Genomic DNA, 16470 nt, shown 5'->3' with positions numbered 1-16470 from the left:
TGATTATCTCCCTGGATTATCCGCGATACTCTCATCCTGACCGCTGTCGTCGGCAAACTCAACCCTTTCATTTAGCGGGAGAAGCCCGCGCCAGCCAAACTGCGACAGCGCGCGCATCCAGACATCATCCAGACCCGCGCGAATCGTCAGCGGCTCGCCGGTAAACGGATGCGTTAATGACAGCTGACTGGCATGCAGCATCAGGCGATTACAGCCGAAATGTTCAGCGGCGCTGCGGTTTTGCCGTAGATCGCCATGTTTGCTGTCGCCGAGGATCGGATGGCGCAGATGGGCCAAATGGCGACGCAGCTGATGCTTACGCCCGGTTTTCGGCTCCAGCTCCACCAGCCCGTAGCGGGTGGTCGGGTAACGGCCGGTGGCGACCGGCATTTCTACCGTCGCCAGCCCGCGATAGTGGGTCACCGCCGGCTGCGGGCCTTTATCTTCACGAGCGAATTTATCGGCGATTTTATCCAGCTCTTCTACAAGCGGATAATCCAGTACCGCCTCTTCAGTCAACCAGCCGCGAACGATGGCGTGATAGCGTTTTTGCATCTGGTGTTGTTCAAACTGCTGCGCCAGCAGCCTGCCCGCCTCGCTCGATAACCCCATCAGCAGCACGCCGGAAGTCGGCCGGTCCAGACGATGGGCGGTGAAGACGTGCTGGCCAATTTGATCGCGCACGGTCTGCATCACCACCACTTTCTCATCGCGATCCAGCCAGCTACGGTGCACCAGCCAACCGGATGGTTTGTTCACCGCCACCAGCCACTTATCCTGGTAAATGATCTCCAGCATCAGGCGTCTTCATCCGCGAATAATGCATCCAGCAGCAGCAACTCGGCCACGATAGCTTCGCGCGCCGGATGGGCTTTATCCAGCGCCATCTCGTAATAAGGCGCGACGGCAAAGTTCTGCGGCAGCGGCATACCGCTGGCAATCAGTTGATGCATACGTGGGATCAGCACCCACTGTAGCCATTCCAGCGGCTCGAGCGTGTCCAGGCAAAACGGCTGCTCGCTGGCGAAAGCGCGGCTATCCGGGGCCTGTTCCTGCCAGTGGTTTGTTTCGCGCAGCAGCGCTTCAATGGCGTGCAGGCGATCGCACACGCTAGCGTGAAGGGTCATGGGGAAACCTCGATGAATTGTAAACCGGGCGCAGGATAGCAAATCCGCGAGAGAAATAAAAAAAGGGAGCACTGTATAAACAGTGCTCCCGGTTCGTTTTGCAGCATTCCAGCTACATTGGTGCTCCCTGCTCGTCCTTGAAAACTTTTCCTGAGGTCTCCTGACCAAGTTCATCCATAAACTAGCGCATCCTGCTTTCACACCACCCCGATGTGAAATAACTTATCCCTAAGTGTGTCCAGATCTTCCTGATCCACCGTTCATCCTGAGCGGCTCTCGTTCTCCATCCTGGAGGTGTCCTTTACGCTTTCCTGCGTTATCCTTGCTTCATCCTGAAGCCTGTCCTTGCAACGCCATCCTGGCGGGTCCTGTAGAAGAGCCATCATCCTGATGTTCTCTTCATCCGCGACTTCCTGTCGACGTACATAGGATCACTGATTCCGCCTCTTCTTACAAGACTTACTACGACAATCTCTTAAGATTAGTGGCCAAACTAAAAGCGCGCATAATCATCAAATCATTTAATAACAATAAGTTACATGTAATCACTACGTAAAAAATTGCTGAAAATGATGACGATCTCTTACAGGTCTTGTAAGAGATCTCTCACAAACAACTTGGGGAAATGGATTACAGAAGGGGCTCAAGCTGATTCAGGAAACTCGCAAGCGAGTGGGAAAGGGTCTCTCTTTTTCGAGTACCGAGCGTCTCTTTAATCACTTCGCCGCTCAGGTTACAGACCGAAATAACCTCCAGTTCGCTATCCAGCGTGGCGATAAACAGCGTCGGCGATAGCTTCAGACGTTTTTGTACCACCAGGTGACCAATGAGGTTTTCCTGTACTCGCTGGAAATCATCCGGGCTCCATGCCTGCAGCAGAGTGAGGTTCTGTTCCGCGAAGCGGGCGTGCATATCGCCAGCGAACTGAGTGGTATAATAACTATGAATCGGCTGTTGTACCACAATCTCCAGCGCCCGTTCAACCCCATCGAGATGGTGTTCTAACGTAAACGGCTGCGGCTGCCAGAAAACGGCATCGTCTTCGCTAGCGCTAATACAGGGAGATGGGATGCCATAAAGGTCTTCGCTACGCGGCAGGCTGGCATAACGCTGCTGCCACGCATCGCAGTAACGTTGGGTAAATGATTGCAGCGCTTCTATGGTCTGATGATCCACCGGTTTCTCTCTTCACGTTAGACAGGATACACTTGGCATATAGTGTACCCGCTTTACTATGGTGAAACATGTCTTCTTACGATAATCATCAGGCGCTGGCCGGCCTGACGCTCGGTAAATCAACGGATTACCGCGATACCTATGACGCTTCGTTGCTGCAGGGCGTGCCCCGCAGCCTGAACCGCGATCCGCTCGGCCTGCATGCCGATAATCTGCCGTTCCACGGCGCCGATATCTGGACGCTGTACGAACTGTCGTGGCTGAACGCCAAAGGCCTGCCGCAGGTCGCCGTCGGCTACGTGGAACTGAGCGATACCACCATCAATCTGGTGGAATCGAAAAGCTTCAAACTGTACCTGAACAGCTTCAACCAGACCCGCTTCGCCGACTGGCAGGAAGTTCAGGCCACGCTGACCCGCGATCTCAGCGCCTGCGCCCAGGGCGAGGTCAAGGTTTCGCTGTACCGACTCGATGAGCTTGAAGGGCAACCGGTCGCTCATCTGCATGGCACCTGCATCGACGATCAGGATATCGAGATTGATAACTATCAGTTCAGCGCCGACTACCTGCAGGACGCGGCCAGCGGCAAAGTCGTCGAAGAGACGCTGGTCAGCCATCTGTTGAAATCGAATTGTCTGATCACCCACCAGCCGGACTGGGGCTCGGTACAGATTCAGTATCGCGGGCCGAAAATCGATCGCGAAAAACTGCTGCGCTATCTGGTGTCGTTCCGCCACCACAATGAATTCCACGAACAGTGCGTCGAACGCATCTTTAATGATGTGCTGCGTTTCTGCCGCCCGGAATCGCTTTCCGTGTACGCTCGCTACACCCGCCGCGGCGGCCTGGATATCAATCCGTGGCGCAGCAACGGTGAATTCGTGCCGGCAACCGGCCGTCTGGCGCGGCAATAAGCGAAATTTTTCACACTTTGCGTGCGTTAACGCGTACGCAAGGTTGTGGAAAGACTACGGCCAGGGCTATTGTAATCACAGGAAGACGATAATCGTCCTGTAAGGAGTTCACTTGATTACACACGTTAGCCCGCTTGGTTCAATGGATATGCTGTCACAGCTGGAAGTGGATATGCTTAAACGTACCGCCAGTAGTGACCTGTATCAACTCTTTCGCAACTGCTCGCTTGCTGTGCTCAACTCGGGGAGCCTGACCGATAACAGCAAGGAGCTACTGTCTCGTTTTGAAAACTTCGATATTAACGTGCTGCGCCGCGAACGCGGCGTGAAGCTGGAACTTATCAACCCGCCGGAAGACGCTTTCGTCGATGGCCGTATTATCCGTTCCCTGCAGGCCAACCTGTTTGCCGTGCTGCGCGATATCCTGTTCGTCTACGGGCAGATCCACAACACCGTCCGCTTCCCGAATCTCGATCTCGAAAGCTCAATTCATATCACCAACCTGGTGTTCTCGATTCTGCGCAACGCCCGCGCGCTGCACGTCGGCGAAGCGCCGAATATGATTGTCTGCTGGGGCGGCCACTCTATTAATGAAAATGAATACCTGTACGCGCGCCGCGTCGGTACCCAGCTTGGCCTGCGCGAACTGAACATCTGCACCGGCTGCGGGCCAGGCGCCATGGAAGCGCCAATGAAAGGCGCCGCCGTCGGCCACGCCCAGCAGCGCTATAAAGACAGCCGCTTTATCGGCATGACCGAACCCTCCATTATCGCCGCTGAGCCGCCAAACCCGCTGGTCAACGAACTGATCATCATGCCGGACATCGAAAAGCGTCTCGAAGCGTTCGTGCGCATCGCCCACGGTATTATCATCTTCCCGGGCGGCGTGGGTACTGCGGAAGAGCTGCTTTATCTGCTGGGCATCCTGATGCATCCGGATAACAAGGCGCAGGTGCTGCCGCTTATCCTCACCGGGCCGAAAGAGAGCGCCGACTACTTCCGCGTGCTGGACGAGTTCATCGTTCATACCCTCGGCGAATCGGCTCGCCGCCACTATCGCATTATTATTGACGATGCCGCGGAAGTGGCGCGCCAGATGAAAAAAGCGATGCCATTGGTCAAAGAGAGCCGCCGCGAAACCGACGACGCCTACAGCTTCAACTGGTCGATTCGTATTTCGCCGGACCTGCAGATGCCGTTCGATCCGACGCACGACAATATGGCCAATCTCAAACTTTATCCTGACCAACCGGTGGAAGTGCTGGCCGCCGACCTGCGTCGCGCCTTCTCCGGGATTGTCGCCGGCAACGTGAAAGAAGTCGGTATTCAGGCCATCGAGAAATATGGCCCTTACAAGCTGCATGGCGATCCGGAAATGATGCGCCGCATGGACGATCTGCTGCAGGGCTTCGTTGCCCAGCACCGCATGAAGCTTCCGGGCGGCAGCGCCTACATTCCGTGCTACGAAATCTGCTCCTGATAACGTGATACCTCTCCCGGGCGGCGGTCGATACCCTGCCCGGACACCCCCGTCCTCAATTTCCAGTTAATTAATTTTTCTAATTAATGATTCGTAGAGTTTCCACATAGCCAAACGTTTGCGTTTCCAAAAAGAGCAATAAAATTCACCATAAAAATAACATTCTGGCGAAAAAACGTCGTTTACATCACTTTTTTGCAGCAAAAACCTCGTTATTTGGTAACAGAGCTTTTATCTCATGTGCTGCAAATGATAGCCTTCGCGCCACATTTATCTGGCTGATCACCATAAACAGACTGTTGGGCTAAAAACGTTCATATTTAAAGTGGATTATTGCATTTGGGATCCCGATCACTGATGTATTTTCCATATAAATGTATCTTGCCGCCCAATTGTTACGGAGAAAATTTCTAAAAAACCGTAAAGCAACGAATTTCATATTATTTAATCGTTTTTATTTACTAGATTTTGTTGATTCCTCCAGGAGATACAGATGGAAACCACACAAACCAGCACTATCGTTTCGGGTGAATCCCGCAGCGGATGGCGCAAAACGGATACCATGTGGATGCTGGGCCTGTACGGCACGGCGATCGGCGCGGGCGTTTTGTTCCTGCCAATCAACGCCGGCGTCGGCGGTATGATCCCACTAATTATCATGGCGATTCTGGCCTTCCCGATGACCTTCTTCGCACACCGCGGTATGACCCGCTTCGTGCTGTCCGGTAAAAATCCGGGCGAAGACATCACCGAAGTCGTTGAAGAACACTTTGGCGTAGGCGCAGGTAAACTGATTACGCTGCTCTACTTCTTCGCAATCTACCCGATCCTGCTGGTTTATAGCGTGGCGATCACCAACACCGTCGAAAGCTTCATGGCGCACCAGCTGCACATGACGCCGCCGCCGCGCGCCATTCTGTCCCTGATTCTGATTGTCGGCATGATGACCATCGTGCGTTTCGGCGAGCAGATGATCGTTAAGGCAATGAGTGTCCTGGTATTCCCGTTCGTTATCGCGCTGATGGTTCTGGCGCTGTACCTGATCCCGCAATGGAACGGCGCGGCGCTGGAAACCCTGTCGCTGAGCAGCGCGTCAACAACCGGTAACGGTCTGCTGATGACCCTGTGGCTGGCGATCCCGGTAATGGTCTTCTCCTTTAACCACTCGCCGATCATCTCCTCCTTCGCGGTAGCGAAGCGTGAAGAGTACGGCGAAGGCGCAGAGAAGAAATGCTCCAGCATCCTGGCGCGTGCTCACATCATGATGGTGCTGACCGTTATGTTCTTCGTCTTCAGCTGCGTACTGAGCCTGTCTCCGGCGGACCTGGCGGCAGCGAAAGAGCAGAACATCTCGATTCTGTCTTACCTGGCGAACCACTTTAACGCACCGGTTATCGCCTGGATGGCGCCGATCATCGCGATGATCGCTATCACCAAATCCTTCCTCGGCCACTATCTGGGCGCTCGTGAAGGTTTCAACGGCATGGTGATTAAGTCTCTGCGCGGCAAAGGCAAAACCATCGAAATCAACAAACTGAACAAGCTGACCGCGCTGTTTATGCTGGTCACCACCTGGATTGTGGCCACGCTGAACCCGAGCATCCTCGGCATGATTGAGACCCTGGGCGGTCCGATTATCGCGATGATTCTGTTCCTGATGCCGATGTACGCTATCCAGAAAGTTCCGGCCATGCGCAAATACAGCGGCCACATCAGCAACGTCTTCGTTGTGATTATGGGCCTGATTGCCATCTCCGCGATTTTCTACTCTCTGTTCAGCTAATTCTCTTAAGACCTCCCCTCGCGCCGCTTAACGGCGGCGCGCTTTCCGACAGTACTGGAATACATCATGATCAGCGTATTCGATATTTTCAAAATCGGCATTGGCCCATCCAGCTCCCATACCGTTGGACCGATGAAAGCGGGCAAACAATTTACTGACGACCTGATTGCGCGCGGCCTGCTGGCCGACGTCAGCAAAGTCGTCGTCGACGTTTACGGCTCCCTGTCTCTGACCGGTAAAGGCCACCATACCGATATCGCCATTATCATGGGACTGGCCGGCAATCTGCCGGATACCGTCGACATCGACGCGATCCCGGGCTTTATTCAGGACGTTAACACCCACGGCCGCCTGCTGCTGGCGAACGGTCAGCACGAAGTCGAGTTCCCTGTCGACCAGTGCATGAATTTCCATGCCGACAACCTGTCTCTGCATGAGAACGGCATGCGCATTACCGCGCTGGGCGGCGACAAGGTGCTCTACAGCCAGACCTACTACTCCATCGGCGGCGGCTTTATCGTCGATGAAGAGCACTTCGGCCTGACCACCGAGGCGCCGGTTGCCGTGCCTTATCCGTACAAAAACGCCGCCGACCTGCAGAAACACTGCAATGAAACCGGCCTGTCGCTCTCCGGTCTGATGATGCAGAACGAGCTGGCGCTGCACAGCAAAGAAGAGCTGGAACAGCACTTCGCCGCGGTGTGGGAAGTGATGAGCGCCGGTATCGAGCGCGGTATTACCACTGAAGGCGTGCTGCCGGGCAAACTCCGCGTTCCGCGCCGCGCCGCCGCGCTGCGCCGCATGCTGGTAAGCCAGGACAATACCAACAGCGACCCGATGGCGGTAGTGGACTGGATCAACATGTTCGCGCTGGCGGTGAACGAAGAGAACGCCGCCGGTGGCCGCGTGGTGACCGCGCCAACTAACGGCGCGTGCGGTATCGTTCCGGCGGTACTGGCCTACTACGACAAGTTTATCCGCAAGGTGAACGCTAACTCTCTGGCCCGCTATATGCTGGTCGCCAGCGCCATTGGTTCGCTGTATAAGATGAACGCCTCTATCTCCGGCGCCGAAGTCGGTTGCCAGGGCGAAGTCGGCGTGGCCTGCTCGATGGCCGCGGCCGGTCTGGCGGAGCTGCTGGGCGCTAGCCCGGCTCAGGTGTGCATCGCCGCGGAAATCGGTATGGAACATAACCTCGGCCTGACCTGTGACCCGGTTGCCGGCCAGGTGCAGGTACCGTGCATCGAGCGTAACGCCATCGCGGCGGTCAAAGCGGTTAACGCCGCGCGCATGGCCCTGCGCCGTACCAGCGAACCGCGCGTGTGCCTCGATAAGGTTATCGAGACCATGTATGAAACGGGCAAAGATATGAATGCTAAGTACCGCGAAACCTCTCGCGGCGGCCTGGCGATGAAAATCGTCGCCTGCGATTAACGCCTCTGGCCCGGCACGCTTCGGCATGTCGGGCCAACTCTCCTCCAGCCCTGGCTCATTCTGCGAGCCTGCTTCCCGAACTTCGCGCTACCAATAGCCTCATCTTGCCACCGATGTTACCCTTACAGCCTGAGAACAAAGGGAGGTATCTTGTGGCTGTTCATCTGTTAATTGTCGACGCGCTCAACCTGATCCGCCGTATTCATGCGGTACAGGGTTCACCCTGCGCGGATACCTGCCTGCACGCCCTGGAACAGCTTATCGTCCACAGCCAGCCGACGCACGCCGTGGCGGTGTTCGACGATGAAGACCGCGCCCACGGCTGGCGCCACCAGCGGCTGCCGGACTATAAAGCCGGGCGCGCGCCGATGCCGGAAACGCTGGAAACGGAAATGCCGGCGCTGCGGGCGGCTTTCGAACAGCGTGGTATCCGCTGCTGGGCGCTGCCCGGCAGCGAAGCGGACGACCTGGCGGCCACGCTCGCCGTTAAAGTTGCCCAGGCCGGGCATCAGGCGACTATTGTCTCGACCGATAAAGGCTACTGTCAGCTGCTGTCGCCGACCATTCGCATCCGCGACTATTTCCAGAAACGCTGGCTGGATGCGCCGTTTATCGCCAATGAATTCGGCGTGATGCCGGAGCAACTGCCGGACTACTGGGGCCTGGCGGGAATTAGCAGCTCGAAAGTACCGGGCGTTGCCGGGATTGGGCCGAAAAGCGCGGCGCAGCTGTTAACGGATTATCAGGATTTAGAAGGCATCTACGCGCGGCTTGCCGAAGTGCCGGAGAAGTGGCGTAAGAAGCTTGAAGAGCATAAAGAGATGGCATTTACCTGCCGGGAAATCGCCCGCCTGCAAACGGATTTACAGCTCGATGGCAACCTGCAGCAGCTGCGTTTGCCATCCGCGTGATCCCCGGCCGCGCTGATGCGTGGCCGGGGCTGCTGAGCGCTGATTAGCGCTCGTCGCGGCGGCCGCCGACCGCCGCCCACAGGCGACGCACGTGTACGGTCACTTCTTCACGGTCGTGATACAGCTGACGGGCCTGAATCTGCGCGTTAATACCGTGCTCATCAAGCTGCGCCTGAATATAGGCCAGGTTTTGCGACACCTCTTCATAGCGCTTTTTCATCGGCAGCTTAAGGTTAAAAATGGTCTCGCGGCACCAGCCGTTCACCAGCCACTGCGCCATTAACGCCGCCACCTTCGCCGGTTTCTCAACCATGTCGCACACCATCCACGAGATGTTGTTGCGGTTCGGACGATAGCGGAAGCCATCTTCACGCAGCCAGGTCACCTGTCCGGTATCCATCAGGCTCTGCGCCATCGGGCCGTTATCGACCGAAGAGACCCACATGTTGCGCTTCACCAGTTGATAGGTCCAGCCGCCCGGGCAGGCGCCGAGATCCACCGCGTACATGCCATTCGCCAGACGCTCGTCCCACTCATCCGCCGGAATGAAGACGTGAAATGCCTCTTCCAGCTTCAGCGTCGAACGGCTCGGCGCATCGGAAGGGAACTTCAGGCGCGGGATCCCCATATAAAACGGCGAGTTGTTATTGCTAAAGGAGTAGCCGGTGTAACAGCAGCCGGGGGCGATAAAGAACACGTGCACCACCGGACGCTTCGGCGTTTCATAGTTGGTCAGCACGCCGGCTTCACGCAGCGCCGCGCGCAGCGGCACCGTGAACTTGCGGCAGAACTTCATCAGCTCTTTGCTTTCGTTGGTATCCGCGACCTCAACGCGCAGATCGCCGCCCTTTTCCACCACGCCCTGCAGCATGCCGACGATTGGCGTGATTCGGTCTTCCGGCGGCAGGTCGCGCAGCAGTTCGCCAACAACGAACATCTGACGCGCGAAAATCAGCGAGCTAAACGGTAGATCGCGCACCAGCTTCTCGCCATCGCCCTGCTGATAGCACTCAAAAATCACATATCCGGAGTCGTCTTTGACCCGGGCAAAACCAAATACCTCAAGGCGGGCTGCCTTATCGGTAATTTCTGCTGCGCACTCTTTCTCAAACCCGGGGCGACAATAGAGGACAACCTTATTCATGAACAACGCCCTTACGTTTCAGACGAATTGCACCAATTAACATTAATACCCAACCGGCAAGGAAGCAGACGCCGCCTACCGGGGTAACGAACGCCCACAGGCGTAAATGCGACAGCGCCAGGCAATATAAGCTGCCGCTGAACAACACGGTTCCCAGCGCCAAAAACACGCTGCTCCAGTAAAACCAGATGCTTATCCGCCGCTGCATGGCGACAGACAGGCCTAAAATCGCCAGCGTATGAAACGCCTGATACTCAAGGCCGGTGTGGATCCAGGCCATTTCGGCCGCACCCAGCGATTTACTTAATACGTGTGCGCCAAAGGCGCCCAGAGCCACAAAGATAAAGCCGCTGATGGCGGCAAAAATCAGCATAAAACGGCTGGTCATGTTGATACCCTACAAAGTCAGTTAACGCCTGGTCATCAGGCCGTTATTGTTCGTAACGAAAGCGGAATTTTTCTTGTTCGCTCGCCGCCTTCGCTAAAATCCACTGGCGGAAAGCGGCTATTTTACCCAGTTCAGCCTGACTGTCATGACAAACAAGGTAAAACGCGTTCTTACTGACCAGAACATCATTAAACGGGCAGACCAAACGGCCTGCTTCAATTTCGGACTGGGCCATGACGTTATTGGCCAGTGCGACGCCTTGTCCATGGATTGCCGCCTGCAGCACCATCGCGCTGTGGCTGAATATCGGTCCCTGTTGCACATTGATATGATTTAGACCCAGTTGCCGGGTATAAGTTTGCCAGTCTCGGCGAGAGGCATCATGTAACAGCGTATGTTGCGCCAGATCGGCAGGCGTTTTCAACGCTTTGTCACCGGTTAACAACAACGGCGAACAAACCGGTAGTAAATATTCGGCGTACAGTTTTTCAACACGCAGCCCCGGCCAGTTGCCGCGGCCATAGAAAATCGCTACGTCGACGTCGTCGGCCAGTTTATCTTCCTGACGGTCCACCGCCTGGATCCGCACGTCGATCCCCGGATAAGCTGAGTTAAAGCTTGAGAGTCGCGGCACCAGCCACTGAATGGCGAAACTGGGCAATAAACTAACAGTTAGCGCCCCTTTCGCGCTGCGCGCCTGCAGTTTACGCGTCGCTTCGGTGAGCTGCGAAAAAATCTCTTTAATATCCTGAAAATAGCTTTGCCCCTCTTCCGTTAACAGCAGCGAGCGATTGCGTCGACGAAACAGCTTCAGGCCCAGAAAGTCCTCTAGTGACTTGATTTGGTGACTTACTGCGGCCTGCGTCACAAAAAGCTCATCGGCTGCGCGAGTGAAGCTCAGATGACGTGCGGCTGCATCAAAAACACGTAATGCATTCAGAGGTGGTAATCGCTTCGACATGGTTATTCTGACTGAGATGTTAACGAGTTTTAACAAATAGGAAACAACAGTTAACCTATTAGTTTTTTTTATCTGAGCCATTATAAATTGTCCGTTGAGGTTCTACCAGCAAATACCTATAGTGGCGGCACTTCCTGAGCCGGAACGAAAAGCTTTTTTTGGAATGCGTGTTCCAACAAGCTTTTGGCTTACGGTTGTGATGTTGTGTTGTTGTGTTTGCAATTGGTCTGGGTTTGCAGACCATGGTAGCAAGGCTACCTTTTCACTTCCTGTACATTTACCCTGTCTGTCCATAGTGATTTAATGTAGCACCGCAATGCGCGGTGCTTTTTTTTGCCGAAAAATCACCGTTCTCCCCGCCTCCTCGCTATCACCAGCCTTGCCCTAATGGGGAATTTGCGCGACGATCGTGATATCGATATGAGGAATTCCATGAACGCATTCAATCCCGCCCACTTCCGCGCCCAGTTTCCAGCCCTGGCGGATGCCGGCGTCTACCTGGATAGCGCGGCGACGGCGCTAAAACCGCTGGCCGTGATCGATGCCAGCGACCAGTTTTATCGTCTGAGCGCCGGCAACGTCCACCGCAGCCAGTTTGCCGCCGCCCAGCGTCTTACCGAGCGCTACGAGGCGGCGCGCGAACGCGTCGCCAGTTGGCTTAACGCCTCTTCCGGCAAAGATATCGTCTGGACCCGCGGCACCACCGAAGCCATCAATATGGTCGCGCAGAGTTACGTGCGCCCGCGCCTGCATCCTGGCGATGAAATAATCGTCAGCGAAGCCGAACACCACGCCAACCTGGTGCCGTGGCTGATGGTTGCCGAACAAACCGGCGCGCGGGTGGTCAAGCTTCCGCTGGGCGCCGATCGTCTGCCGGATGTCGCGCAACTGCCTTCGCTTATCTCTCCGCGCAGCCGGGTGCTGGCGATTGGCCAGATGTCTAACGTCACCGGCGGCTGCCCCGATCTGCGACTTGCTATTGATTTCGCCCATCAGGCGGGAATGATAGTGATAGTTGATGGCGCGCAGGGCGCGGTGCACTTTCCGGCCGACGTGCAGGCGCTGGATATCGATTTTTATGCCTTCTCCGCCCACAAGCTGTATGGCCCAACGGGTATTGGCGCGCTGTATGGCAAAAGCGAGTTGCTGGCGGAGATGTCGCCATGGCTCGGCGGCGGCAAAATGATTACTGAAGTCTCATTCGATGGCTTTAAAACCCAGCCCGCCCCCTGGCGGCTTGAAGCCGGGACGCCCAACGTCGCCGGCGTTATCGGCCTCAGCGCCGCGCTGGAATGGCTGCAGGAAATCGATCTTACACAGGCGGAAAGCTGGAGCCGTAGCCTGGCGACGCTTGCGGAAGATGAGCTGGCAAAGCGGCCCGGTTTTCGTTCGTTCCGCTGTCAGGATTCGAGCCTGCTAGCCTTTGATTTCGAGGGCGTACACCATAGCGATATGGTTACGTTGCTGGCGGAGTCCGGCATTGCGCTACGCGCCGGGCAGCATTGCGCGCAACCGCTGCTGGCGGTATTAGGCGTCAGCGGTACGCTGCGCGCCTCATTCGCGCCGTACAATACGCAAGATGATGTTTATGCGCTGGTGCACGCTATCGACCGCGCGCTGGAAATACTGGTGGATTAATGATGACCTCCCAACCTTTAAGCGCCGCGCTCAGCGAAGCGACGCTGCGCCAGATCTTCGCCCCGCTAACTCAGTGGGAAGATAAGTACCGCCAGTTGATTTTAGTAGGTAAGAAACTGCCGCCATTAACGGATGACCAGCGGGCGCAGGCGAAAGAGATCGCCGGCTGCGAAAACCGTGTCTGGCTGGGGTATCAGGTTGATGCTGAGGGCAAGATGCACTTCTTTGGCGATAGCGAAGGGCGTATCGTGCGCGGCCTGCTGGCGGTGCTGTTAGCCGCCTGCGAAGGAAAAAGCGCCGCTGAGATTTTAGCGAATGATCCGTTGGCGTTATTCGATGAGCTGGGTTTGCGCGGGCAGCTTAGCGCTTCGCGCAGCCAGGGGCTGCAGGCGCTAAGCGACGCGGTGCTCGCCGCCGCCCGCGAGAACTAATTCAAACGCCCTCTCCCCGGCTTGCGCTACGCTGAGCCGGGCTACTCCCACTACAACCGCATCAATGCTGACTGAAACTGCCGGTGTTGGGGGCCTCAAAATCGCTGAGACGTTCCCGGCAGGCCGGGGCAGCCCGCATGGATGCGGGCTGAGGGCCGTGTTTTGCACGGACGCTGCCTCGGCCCGACCCGAAGCCTTCCGGGATAAGTCGAAGGAACCACGAAGTGGCGATTTTGGCGGCCAGAGCCCGGGAGTACAGAGGGCGGCGGCGACTGGCCGCCCTCTGTGCGCTCCCTGCGCCATGAGTGCCATAACGCAGAAGAAATATCGGGAGCGCAATGTGCTTTGAATTAACACAAAGCACATGTTTATCCCCAACCAAAACCGTTGCAAACCAATAACAGTATCTACGGTTCCTGGCCAATAAAGGAAACGCCTGCCGGACTATTCCCCCTGACGCTGCGCTTTCGCCAACATCTTCTTCAACGCATGGGATACGGCGACAAAACCAAAAGTCGCCGTCACCATGGTCGCCGCACCAAAACCGGAGGAGCAATCCATCCGCTTCGGCCCTTCCGCCGTGCTTTTCATTGCACATACGCTGCCGTCAGCCTGCGGGTAGACCAACGCTTCGGTCGAGAAGACGCAATCGATGCCCAGCTTTCCTTTACTATTCTTCACTACGCCAAACTGGCTTTTCAGCCGTTCGCGCAGTTTCGCCGCCAGCGGATCCTGAATAGTTTTCGCCAAATCGGCCACCTGGATCTGCGTCGGATCGATTTGCCCGCCGGCTCCGCCGGTCGTCACCAACGGTACTTTATAACGGCGGCACCAGGCGATCAGCGCCGCTTTTGGCCTGACGCTATCGATCGCGTCGATAACATAGCTAAAGCCCGCTCCCAGGTATTCCGCTACGTTCTCGGGCGTGATGAAATCATCGATAACCGTGACCCGACACTCCGGGTTAATCAGACGTATACGCTCGGCCATCACTTCCGCTTTCGCCAGCCCAACGTTGCCGCCAAGGGCGTGGATTTGGCGATTGGTATTGGTGACGCAAACATCATCCATATCAATCAGCGTAATCGCGCCAATCCCGGTACGCGCCAGCGCTTCCGCCGCCCATGAGCCGACGCCGCCGATCCCGACCACGCAAACATGCGCCTCGGCAAAACACTGCAGCGCCTTTTCGCCATATAAACGCGCCGTGCCGCCAAACCGCTGGCGCCAGGCATCGCTGATTACTACAGACATAAAACCTCGGAATAAAGTAGAGACCCCGGATTCGGCGCGTTGCGCGGATCCGGGTTAGAAACGTACGGACGTTTGAACGTTAACCGCTAAAGACGCTACCGGCGCCTGGCGCGTTTTTCAGTACCCACACGCGGCCATAGTGGTTATACCAACCGGCGCGATGACCGGCATCCGGGCCGATGCCCTGGTAGATATCGAAATGCTGGCCTTTAATCGCCCCGCCGACATCCAGCGCCACCATCAGGCGTAGCTCGTATTGACCATTAAACTTACCGTTATTATCCAGCAGAGGCACCTCGGCCAGCAAGGTGGTTCCCGGCGGAATAATCGAACGGTCAGAGGCGACCGACGCGCGGCCAATCAACGGTACCGCGCTCGCCCCTTTCACCGGCGCGTAGGACTGCGGTTTAAAGAAGACAAAAGATGGGTTCTGTTCCAGCAGCTCGCGGACTTCCGCTTCGCTATGTTTTTCGCCCCATTCACGGATCGCCTGCATCGACATATCTTCCCGCTTCACTTCACCGCGGTCGATAAGCACTTTACCGATACTACGGTAAGGCCAGCCGTTTTTCCCGGCGTAGCTGAAGAAGTTAAGCGGCGAACCGTCGCCGAAATCGATATAGCCGCTGCCCTGCACGTCCATGATGAAGTTATCCATCAGCGAGTTGCTGTAGGCCAGCACGTAGTTATCGCTGAGCGCTCCGGCATAGATGCTGGCGCGGGAAGGGAGCTTGCCGTTTTTCGGCGGCATACGGTAAATAGGATACTGGAACTCGCCCTGGCGAGTGTGGCGGGCCTGTACGACCGGGGTGTAGTAGCCGGTAAACTGCACGTTGCCGTAGTTATCAGCCCCCTGCATCTGCCAGGCATCAATACCAAACTGGCGTAACGTGCGGGTATCGCCGCCGGAACGCAGCCACTCCTGAATCGCGTTATAGACGCTGCTCTGGCTATTATAGAGACGCGGAGAGGCGCTACGAATCTGACCAACCTGCTGGGAGAAGTCGCCGGCGTTAATCGGCGCGCCTACCGCATCAGGTTGGTTTACCAATGAAAACGGCTGGGTAAACTTGCCATCACTATATTGCTGACCGCGATCGGTCGGTTTCGAGGTACAGGCGGCGAGCATCGCCAGCATTGCCCCCGTCGCTACATATTTTGCCCAACATCCTTTCATGGTATCTCTTCTTTATTGCTGCTAAGCCTTAGTGCGTGATGAAGATAACAAACCCATGCGGCTAATGAAATGCACGAAAGCGCCCCGCAGCCCAAATTGTGTAAAAATTCGCCCATTACTGTATTTTTAGCCGCCGTTTTTTACAAAATTGACGATTTCTACGAAAAAAGGTTGCATCAGAACGCTAGCGGAGTATAGTGCGCTTCCACGGACGCGGGGTGGAGCAGCCTGGTAGCTCGTCGGGCTCATAACCCGAAGGTCGTCGGTTCAAATCCGGCCCCCGCAACCAATTAAAATCTGAAGTAAATCTACTCGATGGAAGAGTAGACGTGGACGCGGGGTGGAGCAGCCTGGTAGCTCGTCGGGCTCATAACCCGAAGGTCGTCGGTTCAAATCCGGCCCCCGCAACCAATTAAAATCTGAAGTAAATCTACTCGATGGAAGAGTAGACGTGGACGCGGGGTGGAGCAGCCTGGTAGCTCGTCGGGCTCATAACCCGAAGGTCGTCGGTTCAAATCCGGCCCCCGCAACCAATTACAATCAGAAGCAAATTTACTCGATGGAAGAGTAAAGACGGACGCGGGGTGGAGCAGCCTGGTAGCTCGTCGGGCTCATAACCCGAAGGTCGTCGGTTCAAATCCGGCCCCCGCAA

15 protein-coding genes and 4 tRNA genes are annotated in these 16470 nt (G+C 56.2%); 11 read left to right on the top strand and 8 right to left on the bottom strand.

Annotation, left to right across the window (positions count from 1 at the left end; all coding sequences use genetic code 11):
• Positions 1–3: 3 nt before the first annotated feature.
• From truC to syd, 3 genes are all read right to left on the bottom strand, one after another.
• Entirely contained in the window at positions 4–798 is a 795-nt protein-coding gene (gene truC / locus AC2CGP_RS17135; RefSeq protein ID WP_048231311.1) for a tRNA pseudouridine(65) synthase TruC, read from the bottom strand.
• A complete protein-coding gene (locus AC2CGP_RS17130) occupies positions 798–1127 on the bottom strand; it encodes a YqcC family protein (RefSeq protein WP_110916217.1) in 330 nt (109 codons plus the stop codon). Before AC2CGP_RS17130 ends, truC begins: the two co-directional genes overlap by 1 nt.
• Positions 1128–1757: 630 nt before the next feature.
• Positions 1758–2303, bottom strand: a complete 546-nt coding sequence (syd, locus tag AC2CGP_RS17125) for a SecY-interacting protein (protein WP_015369954.1) — start codon at positions 2301–2303, stop codon at positions 1758–1760.
• Positions 2304–2371: 68 nt separating this feature from the next.
• Between syd and queF the strand changes: the two genes are divergently transcribed.
• The 5 genes from queF (at position 2372) to xni (ending at position 8825) form a co-directional block, all read left to right on the top strand.
• The gene (gene queF, locus AC2CGP_RS17120) at positions 2372–3217 is read left to right on the top strand and encodes an NADPH-dependent 7-cyano-7-deazaguanine reductase QueF (RefSeq protein ID WP_015369953.1); all 846 of its coding nucleotides are present in this window, start codon (positions 2372–2374) and stop codon (positions 3215–3217) included.
• Positions 3218–3329: 112 nt separating this feature from the next.
• Positions 3330–4697, top strand: coding sequence for a nucleotide 5'-monophosphate nucleosidase PpnN (gene ppnN / locus AC2CGP_RS17115; protein ID WP_015369952.1), 1368 nt, complete (start codon positions 3330–3332; stop codon positions 4695–4697).
• Positions 4698–5190: 493 nt separating this feature from the next.
• Positions 5191–6480 carry an HAAAP family serine/threonine permease gene (locus tag AC2CGP_RS17110; protein WP_015369950.1) on the top strand — a complete coding sequence of 430 codons (1290 nt, stop codon included), beginning with the start codon at positions 5191–5193 and terminating at the stop codon, positions 6478–6480.
• A gap of 66 nt (positions 6481–6546) precedes the next feature.
• Positions 6547–7914 carry an L-serine ammonia-lyase gene (locus tag AC2CGP_RS17105; protein ID WP_015369949.1) on the top strand — a complete coding sequence of 456 codons (1368 nt, stop codon included), beginning with the start codon at positions 6547–6549 and terminating at the stop codon, positions 7912–7914.
• Positions 7915–8066: 152 nt separating this feature from the next.
• Positions 8067–8825: a flap endonuclease Xni gene (xni, locus tag AC2CGP_RS17100; protein ID WP_032715725.1), complete on the top strand. Its 759-nt coding sequence runs from the start codon at positions 8067–8069 to the stop codon at positions 8823–8825.
• 43 nt (positions 8826–8868) lie between these two features.
• On the opposite strand, the gene rlmM is transcribed toward xni, so the two are convergent.
• Genes rlmM through gcvA form a run of 3 tightly spaced genes read right to left on the bottom strand, consistent with a single transcriptional unit; the run spans position 8869 to position 11318 of the window.
• The gene (rlmM, locus tag AC2CGP_RS17095) at positions 8869–9969 is read right to left on the bottom strand and encodes a 23S rRNA (cytidine(2498)-2'-O)-methyltransferase RlmM (RefSeq protein WP_015369947.1); all 1101 of its coding nucleotides are present in this window, start codon (positions 9967–9969) and stop codon (positions 8869–8871) included.
• Positions 9962–10357, bottom strand: coding sequence for a DUF423 domain-containing protein (locus AC2CGP_RS17090; protein WP_015369946.1), 396 nt, complete (start codon positions 10355–10357; stop codon positions 9962–9964). Before AC2CGP_RS17090 ends, rlmM begins: the two co-directional genes overlap by 8 nt.
• A gap of 43 nt (positions 10358–10400) precedes the next feature.
• Positions 10401–11318, bottom strand: a complete 918-nt coding sequence (gene gcvA, locus AC2CGP_RS17085) for a glycine cleavage system transcriptional regulator GcvA (RefSeq protein WP_015369945.1) — start codon at positions 11316–11318, stop codon at positions 10401–10403.
• A gap of 432 nt (positions 11319–11750) precedes the next feature.
• On the opposite strand from gcvA, the gene csdA reads away from it, so the two are divergent.
• Both csdA and csdE read left to right on the top strand, forming a co-directional pair.
• Positions 11751–12956: a cysteine desulfurase CsdA gene (csdA, locus tag AC2CGP_RS17080; RefSeq protein ID WP_015369944.1), complete on the top strand. Its 1206-nt coding sequence runs from the start codon at positions 11751–11753 to the stop codon at positions 12954–12956.
• Entirely contained in the window at positions 12956–13387 is a 432-nt protein-coding gene (gene csdE, locus AC2CGP_RS17075) for a cysteine desulfurase sulfur acceptor subunit CsdE (RefSeq protein ID WP_020078046.1), read from the top strand. Before csdA ends, csdE begins: the two co-directional genes overlap by 1 nt.
• A gap of 444 nt (positions 13388–13831) precedes the next feature.
• Here the strand turns inward: csdE and tcdA are convergent, their stop codons facing one another.
• Together tcdA and mltA are read right to left on the bottom strand one after the other, a co-directional pair.
• Positions 13832–14641, bottom strand: a complete 810-nt coding sequence (gene tcdA, locus AC2CGP_RS17070; protein ID WP_047058909.1) for a tRNA cyclic N6-threonylcarbamoyladenosine(37) synthase TcdA — start codon at positions 14639–14641, stop codon at positions 13832–13834.
• A gap of 79 nt (positions 14642–14720) precedes the next feature.
• The gene (gene mltA, locus AC2CGP_RS17065) at positions 14721–15818 is read right to left on the bottom strand and encodes a murein transglycosylase A (RefSeq protein WP_484502402.1); all 1098 of its coding nucleotides are present in this window, start codon (positions 15816–15818) and stop codon (positions 14721–14723) included.
• A gap of 212 nt (positions 15819–16030) precedes the next feature.
• Here mltA and AC2CGP_RS17060 point away from each other — a divergent pair.
• The 4 genes from AC2CGP_RS17060 (at position 16031) to AC2CGP_RS17045 (ending at position 16470) form a co-directional block, all read left to right on the top strand.
• Positions 16031–16107 (top strand) — tRNA-Met (locus AC2CGP_RS17060).
• Between the two features lie 45 nt (positions 16108–16152).
• Positions 16153–16229 (top strand) — tRNA-Met (locus tag AC2CGP_RS17055).
• 45 nt (positions 16230–16274) lie between these two features.
• A tRNA-Met gene (locus tag AC2CGP_RS17050) sits at positions 16275–16351 on the top strand.
• A gap of 45 nt (positions 16352–16396) precedes the next feature.
• A tRNA-Met gene (locus AC2CGP_RS17045) sits at positions 16397–16470 on the top strand.

The sequence above is a fragment of the Klebsiella sp. SYXHC3 genome (assembly GCF_057196925.1).
This window is presented reverse-complemented; position numbering and strand designations above follow the sequence as displayed.

What these genes read in the sequence shown, in the direction of transcription:
- AC2CGP_RS17090 (WP_015369946.1), bottom strand. Translation starts at nt 10,357, where the DNA reads ATGACCAGCCGTTTTATGCTGATTTTTGCCGCCATCAGCGGCTTTATC.
- rlmM (WP_015369947.1), bottom strand. Translation starts at nt 9,969, where the DNA reads ATGAATAAGGTTGTCCTCTATTGTCGCCCCGGGTTTGAGAAAGAGTGC.
- AC2CGP_RS17105 (WP_015369949.1), top strand. Translation starts at nt 6,547, where the DNA reads ATGATCAGCGTATTCGATATTTTCAAAATCGGCATTGGCCCATCCAGC.
- tcdA (WP_047058909.1), bottom strand. Translation starts at nt 14,641, where the DNA reads ATGTCTGTAGTAATCAGCGATGCCTGGCGCCAGCGGTTTGGCGGCACG.
- mltA (WP_484502402.1), bottom strand. Translation starts at nt 15,818, where the DNA reads ATGAAAGGATGTTGGGCAAAATATGTAGCGACGGGGGCAATGCTGGCG.
- csdA (WP_015369944.1), top strand. Translation starts at nt 11,751, where the DNA reads ATGAACGCATTCAATCCCGCCCACTTCCGCGCCCAGTTTCCAGCCCTG.
- AC2CGP_RS17110 (WP_015369950.1), top strand. Translation starts at nt 5,191, where the DNA reads ATGGAAACCACACAAACCAGCACTATCGTTTCGGGTGAATCCCGCAGC.
- AC2CGP_RS17130 (WP_110916217.1), bottom strand. Translation starts at nt 1,127, where the DNA reads ATGACCCTTCACGCTAGCGTGTGCGATCGCCTGCACGCCATTGAAGCG.
- csdE (WP_020078046.1), top strand. Translation starts at nt 12,956, where the DNA reads ATGATGACCTCCCAACCTTTAAGCGCCGCGCTCAGCGAAGCGACGCTG.
- truC (WP_048231311.1), bottom strand. Translation starts at nt 798, where the DNA reads ATGCTGGAGATCATTTACCAGGATAAGTGGCTGGTGGCGGTGAACAAA.
- gcvA (WP_015369945.1), bottom strand. Translation starts at nt 11,318, where the DNA reads ATGTCGAAGCGATTACCACCTCTGAATGCATTACGTGTTTTTGATGCA.
- queF (WP_015369953.1), top strand. Translation starts at nt 2,372, where the DNA reads ATGTCTTCTTACGATAATCATCAGGCGCTGGCCGGCCTGACGCTCGGT.